This window comes from Homoserinimonas sp. (genome assembly GCF_056262345.1).
Genome location: NZ_JBACFR010000072.1, coordinates 1 through 4,965, shown reverse-complemented (window position 1 = coordinate 4,965; position 4,965 = coordinate 1). Strand labels below are relative to the sequence as shown.

6 protein-coding genes are annotated in these 4,965 nt (G+C 66.5%); all 6 read right to left on the bottom strand.

What is annotated here, in order from left to right; genetic code table 11:
* Positions 1 to 1,049: DNA topoisomerase (locus AC062T_RS03680; RefSeq protein WP_476027499.1), on the bottom strand; the 1,049-nt coding region annotated here is incomplete at its 3' end.
* A gap of 93 nt (positions 1,050 to 1,142) precedes the next feature.
* Entirely contained in the window at positions 1,143 to 1,538 is a 396-nt protein-coding gene (locus AC062T_RS03675) for an Rv3654c family TadE-like protein (RefSeq protein WP_476027497.1), read from the bottom strand.
* Complete coding sequence (locus tag AC062T_RS03670) at positions 1,535 to 1,876, bottom strand: TadE family type IV pilus minor pilin (RefSeq protein ID WP_476027495.1); 342 nt, start codon at positions 1,874 to 1,876, stop codon at positions 1,535 to 1,537. The genes AC062T_RS03675 and AC062T_RS03670 overlap by 4 nt, the downstream gene beginning before the upstream one ends.
* Positions 1,869 to 2,063: a DUF4244 domain-containing protein gene (locus tag AC062T_RS03665; protein ID WP_476027493.1), complete on the bottom strand. Its 195-nt coding sequence runs from the start codon at positions 2,061 to 2,063 to the stop codon at positions 1,869 to 1,871. Before AC062T_RS03665 ends, AC062T_RS03670 begins: the two co-directional genes overlap by 8 nt.
* Before the next feature lie 89 nt (positions 2,064 to 2,152).
* Positions 2,153 to 3,145, bottom strand: a complete 993-nt coding sequence (locus tag AC062T_RS03660) for a type II secretion system F family protein (RefSeq protein ID WP_476027491.1) — start codon at positions 3,143 to 3,145, stop codon at positions 2,153 to 2,155.
* Complete coding sequence (locus AC062T_RS03655) at positions 3,129 to 4,169, bottom strand: TadA family conjugal transfer-associated ATPase (protein ID WP_476027489.1); 1,041 nt, start codon at positions 4,167 to 4,169, stop codon at positions 3,129 to 3,131. The genes AC062T_RS03660 and AC062T_RS03655 overlap by 17 nt, the downstream gene beginning before the upstream one ends.
* Positions 4,170 to 4,965 lie beyond the last annotated feature (796 nt).

Genomic DNA, 4,965 nt, shown 5'->3' with positions numbered 1-4,965 from the left:
TCGGCTCCATAGAGATCCGCTGCCTGCTTGCGGGCGGCCGAGATGGCCTGCTCCGACAGGTTGAGCGAATCCGTACGCATGTACGTGATGTAACCGTTTTCGTAGAGCCCCTGGGCAACGCTCATGGTCTGGCGGGCCGAGAACCGCAGCTTGCGCGCGGCCTCCTGCTGCAGCGTCGACGTGCTGAAGGGGGCTGCGGGGCGACGCGTGTAGGGCTTCGACTCCACAGACGAGACCACAACGGATGCTTCGGATGCCCGCAGAGCGTCGGCAAGCAGCGTGGCGGTCTTCTCGTCGAGGGCGCGAACCCCCGCCTTGAGGTTTCCCTTGTCGTCGAAGTCACGGCCGGTCGCGATGCGCTCTCCGTTGACCCGCACGAGGCGAGATTCGAACGGGTACTTCTCGGTCGTGGGCGAGAGCTCGGCGGTGAGATCCCAGTAGCTTGCGGCCACAAAGGCGAGACGCTCGCGCTCACGGTCGACGACGAGCCGGGTCGCTGCAGACTGCACACGGCCGGCAGAGAGGCCGGGGCCAACCTTGCGCCACAGGACGGGAGAAATCTCGTACCCATAAAGGCGGTCGAGGATGCGGCGGGTCTCCTGGGCGTCGACCAGTGCGGTGTCGAGGTCGCGCGGGTTATCCTTCGCGCGCTCGATCGCCTCCTTGGTGATCTCGTGGAACACCATGCGCTTGACCGGCACCTTGGGCTTGAGAACCTCGAGCAGATGCCATGCGATGGCCTCCCCCTCGCGGTCCTCATCAGTTGCGAGGTAGAGCTCGTCGGCATCCTTAAGCGCGCGCTTGAGGTCGGCGACCGTCTTCTTCTTCTGGTCGGAGACCACGTAGTACGGCAGGAACCCGTTCTCGACGTCGATGGAGAACTTGCCCAGCGCACCCTTTTTGAGTTCGGCGGGGAGGTTTTTGGGCTCGATGAGATCCCGGATGTGCCCGACTGAGGCCTGCACCTCGTAGCCGTCGCCCAAATACTGGGCGATCGTCTTGGCCTTCGCCGGTGACTCGACGATGACGAGTTTCTTTGTTCCGGACACCGGACTCCTCGTAGATAGTGCTCACCGGGCAGGATGCTGCGCGACGGTCTGCTGCCCGTTAATAAGCGGGCCAACATCCGAAACCATACACACTCAACCCTTGGTGCCTGCTAATTGAGGTCTGGGAGCTGGCCCCGCAGTTGCCCCGGAAACCACCACAAAGTCGTCGCGGGCGACCGTTATGACGACCGTCGCGACAAGCCCGTCGACCTCGCATTGGGCCAGCTCGGCACCGTTGGCAGCGGCGACGGTTTGGGCAGCCGAGCACGGATCGCCGGGCACAATGCCGACCGCCACGTCTGCTGCGGCGAGCGCAGAAGCATCCGCCGCCCCTGCCGCAACCCGGTTGAGCACGAGTCCCTTATATAAGGGGATGACCAGCGCGAGTGACAGGACGGCGACGCAGAGGATGGCGACAACCAGAACTGACCCGGCGCCCCGCTCGCCATACCGCAACGCGGCGCCCCGCGACGGGGCCGCGTGCGTCATGGCGAAGGCCCACTGAGGGCGCAGGAGCGGGCGCTGATCGGCACGGATGCCAGCACGCCCCTGCCCCGGGCATCGGCGGAGGCGCAGACGAGGTCGCCGGCCCGTGCCACGGAAAAGAGCGCTCCGGGGACCAGGCGCGAGGCACTGGCCTGCGCGCCCTCGATGCTGTCGCCGCGGGCCACAGAGCGCGCCACGATGGCGGACGCATCGTGGAGCCGGAGCACGACTGACCCGAGTTGCATACCGGCGAGTGCCGTGATGATCACGACGAGCGCGGCTGGCAGCGCCACAACGAATTCTGCGGTGACGCTGCCACGCTCCGACCGCGCGCTAACCACCGAACGCAAGCGCGTTCCGCACGAGGTCGGTGAGAATGCCGCGCACTTCGTCGCTGCGCAGGATCACGACGAGCAGCCCGGCAAATCCGACGGCGGCCATGATGACGATTCCGTATTCTGCCGTGGCCGCTCCTCTCTCCTGCCGGAGCAGACGCGCGAGCCGGGGTGACAGATGCAAGTTATTCATGGCGACCTTTCTTATGGTGGACAGTGCTGTTGTGGACATGGGCCGGGCGCTGAGCGGCTGGGCGCCTCGGGCGGCGCGGGCGGCGCGGGTCATGCGACTCCTCCGAAGGTCTGCGACACCACGGAGATCATGAGAGGGGCAACGCCCAGCAGCATGAATGCGGGGAGAACGCACAGTCCCAGCGGCACCATGAGCGAGACCGACAGGCGAGCCGCCGCCCGCTCCCCCGCCGCGCGGGCCTCCCTGCGACATTCATCGGCTTCTGCCCGGAGGAGCGCTGCCGCGGGAACGCCGGCTCGATGAGAGAGCGAGAGGATCTCCGCGGCGGCATCCGCCTGCCCGCTGAGCCCGCACGCAGCGACGGCCCTGTCGACCGATTGCTGCGATCGTTGCAGTGAGGCGCCGCCCGAAACGGCGATGGCGAGCAGATCCAGCGCGAGCCCTGGCGTGACATCGGTGGGCTCAGCACGGGCAACCAGTCTGCGATTCCATCCCCGTGCGGCGAGCATGAGCCCCACACCGGCAGTGAGGCAGGCGAGACCGAGTGGTGTGGCGAAAAGGGTGCCTACCGTGTCGAACCCCAGGGTGAATCCGAACAGCAACCCAACGACAGGGAGGGCCACAACGAGCCGCGCCGTGGCAAGGGGCGCGGCGAGCGCCACCTCCCGTGCTCGCCTGGTCTGAGTGAGATCTCTCAAGGACGAGGCGAACGATTCCAGCACTGCGGCAAGGGGCGCCCCCGCATCCGTTGCCACCGACCATGCCGCGGCGAGCCCCCTGAGGCTGTTCTGCTGCTGATCCGCGCTCTGAGCTGCGGCACGACCACGGCGCCAACGGCGCACTCCCGCCGCGCCATGAGCGCCTTGAGCGCCCTCGTCCTGCGAGATCGACTCCAGCACCGCATCGGGAACCGACGCTCCTGCAGCGATGCGAGCCGCGATGCCGACGACCTGCGGAGAGGCGCTTGTGGCCTCGGCCACGTATCGCCAAGCCGATGCCGGGGCAACCCCTGCAGCCAGCAGCACCCCCAGCCGCTGCACGACAGAGGCGAGGGCCTCGGCGGGCTCACTCGGCGCGCTCATTGCCCGACCTGTCGAGAACGCGGACCTGTCGGTTCTGCCGACGCCCATCGGCGATGACGGGCCTGTCGAAACCCTTGGCGACCATGCCCGACTCGGCGCTCATGAGTGTTTCGTCGACAATGGCGAGCCGATCATTGTGATCAAGCGAGAAGCGACCGATGCTGTCGATTGAGCGCACGCCCACCTTTCTGGTCACGTGAATGACGGCTCCGATAGCGCTGACCGCCTGCCGCGCTACCGACTCGGCGTTCATCCCGGCGAGAGCGCCTAACGCCTCAAGCCGCGCCGGCACATCGGCGAGGGAATTGGCGTGCAGGGTGCCAGCGCCGCCATCATGACCGGTGTTGAGTGCCGCAAGGAGCTCGCGCAGTTCGGCGCCCCTGCACTCGCCCACGACCAGTCGATCCGGGCGCATCCGCAGCGCCTCCCGCACCAGTCGTTCGAGCCCGACGCCGCCAGCACCCTCAAGGTTGGGCTGACGGGCTTCGAGCGAAACCACATGCGGATGCGCGATGCGGAGTTCGGCGACATCCTCGATCGTGACCATGCGCTCCGTTTGCGGGGCAAGGGCGAGTAGAGCCGCAAGAAGCGTTGTTTTGCCGCTGCCGCCAGCACCCGTGATGAGCAGATTGGCGCGGTCCTTCACCAAGTCGTGAATGCGGGCAAGCCCGATTCGATCGAAAAACCCTGCCGCAGCAAGGTCTGCGGTGCCGAGTTGCTCAACCGGCGGGATTCGAATTGAGATCAGCGTGCCCTTTGACGATACGGGCGGTAGAACGGCGTGCACCCTGATACCGTCGCGAAGGCGCACATCGACACACGGCGAGGACTCGTCGATGTGGCGGCCGCCCTCCGATACGAGCGAGACGGCGAGCTCTCTGAGTTGATCCTCCGACAACGCCAGCCCGGAGCGGCGCTCGACCCCCTGGCCCCGATCGACCCACACCCCGTCGACTCCGTTGACAAAGAGATCGGTCACTCCTGCTTCGGCGGCAAAAGGGGCTAGCGGGCCCAACTCGGGCACCGGCACCCTGTCCTGCGCCCTACGTTCATGCGCAGGAGAAGCCAGCACGGGAGGAGCCGACGCAGAGCGGATCGGCACAGAGCGGATCGGCACAGTAGAAGCCGGCACCGCGCCCTCGCGCCGAGTGCGCAACGGCCTCACGGGCACAAAACCGCCGCGAGAGCCCCGGGGCGGCGCGAAATCACGAAGGGGTGCCGCGGTGTGCTGATGCTGATTCATGGGGGCGACACTAGAAAGTGCCGCCAGCCGATCGGTGTCACCGTCGCAAAAGTGGGGAGGGCGCCCGCCCTAGAGGCGTGGGAGGGAGTGCCGGTCACACTGAGACCCAGGCCCTAGATCGTCCCCCGTTTCACCAAACCCCGAGAATGTGGGGCGCTGCCCGTGCTGCGGCCGATCCCCGCCGTTGGTGGGCAGTCAGCGGGACGCGCGCCGAATGGCCCTCAAACGAGGGGTAGGCATGTACCCCATTTTCAGACCAATGCACCCCGCTCAAGTTCGCCGCGCAGATCTCCGCTAGAGGGAATGACCGCTCGCATCGGCGGCCTCGCGAGAGCGAGGTGCCCGCAGAAGATTCAACTCGGCGTCGATTGCCGCCGCCCGAAGATCCCTCATTCTCTAGCTGAACGTTAGGGAGTAACCCTCATAGAGCAGAGCCGTTAAAAGAAGAGGGGCGGCGCCTGTTGGGGGGAACTGGCGCCGCCACAGCAGCGCGTGATTGGGGGGAATCACAGTTGCGCCGCTAAGCCGAATTGACATCCGGTTTGCCTAGTGTACCCCAATCCGATGCATCCACAAC